This is a genomic window from Cellulosimicrobium composti, assembly GCF_009711085.1.
Classification (GTDB): domain Bacteria; phylum Actinomycetota; class Actinomycetes; order Actinomycetales; family Cellulomonadaceae; genus Cellulosimicrobium; species Cellulosimicrobium composti.
The window spans coordinates 1-463 of the sequence record NZ_WMKA01000130.1 but is presented as its reverse complement, the minus strand read 5'-3'; the positions used below and the strand labels follow the sequence as shown (position 1 = coordinate 463).

The following is a 463-nucleotide window of genomic DNA, read 5'->3' as shown; positions in this document are numbered from 1 at the left end:
CCGGAGTTCGACGAGTCGCGCGACGGGACGGGCGAGGCCGCGGACCTGTTCATCGGCCCGCGCCGTCTGGGCGGGGAGCTGTTGGAGGTGATGGTGCATCGCCGTCTACCGCGCGACCTCGTGGTGTTCCACGCGATGCCCGCGAGGCGCAAGTTCCTGGTGCTGATCGAGGAGGAGGAGTGATGACGAACGAGGCTCCCGGGCGAGGCCCGGACTACGACGCATGGGCCGAGCAGATCGAGGCGGACGACCGCCCCGTGAAGCGCACCGGCAAGGCCCTGCGCGGCGAGGCCGCGCGCGCCTACGCCCACCAGATGCTCACCGCGGCTGCCGAGACCCCCGAGGAGGTCGCCGCCGTCGAGCGCGCAGCCGCCGGAGGGCGCCCGACGCTCGCCGCAGACCGCCCTTCGGGCAAGTCCCCGCTGTGGCAGGTGCGCGCACCCGAGCGCCTGGACGCCGCACT

Annotated in this window: 2 protein-coding genes; both read left to right on the top strand. The window is 73.9% G+C overall.

Annotated elements, in window-relative coordinates:
* Positions 1 to 183 (top strand): hypothetical protein (locus tag GJV82_RS19690; RefSeq protein ID WP_225873512.1); only part of this gene is annotated, 183 nt, incomplete at its 5' end.
* The coding region (locus tag GJV82_RS19250) for a hypothetical protein (protein WP_155100338.1) at positions 183 to 463 on the top strand (281 nt) is incomplete at its 3' end. The genes GJV82_RS19690 and GJV82_RS19250, both read left to right, overlap by 1 nt.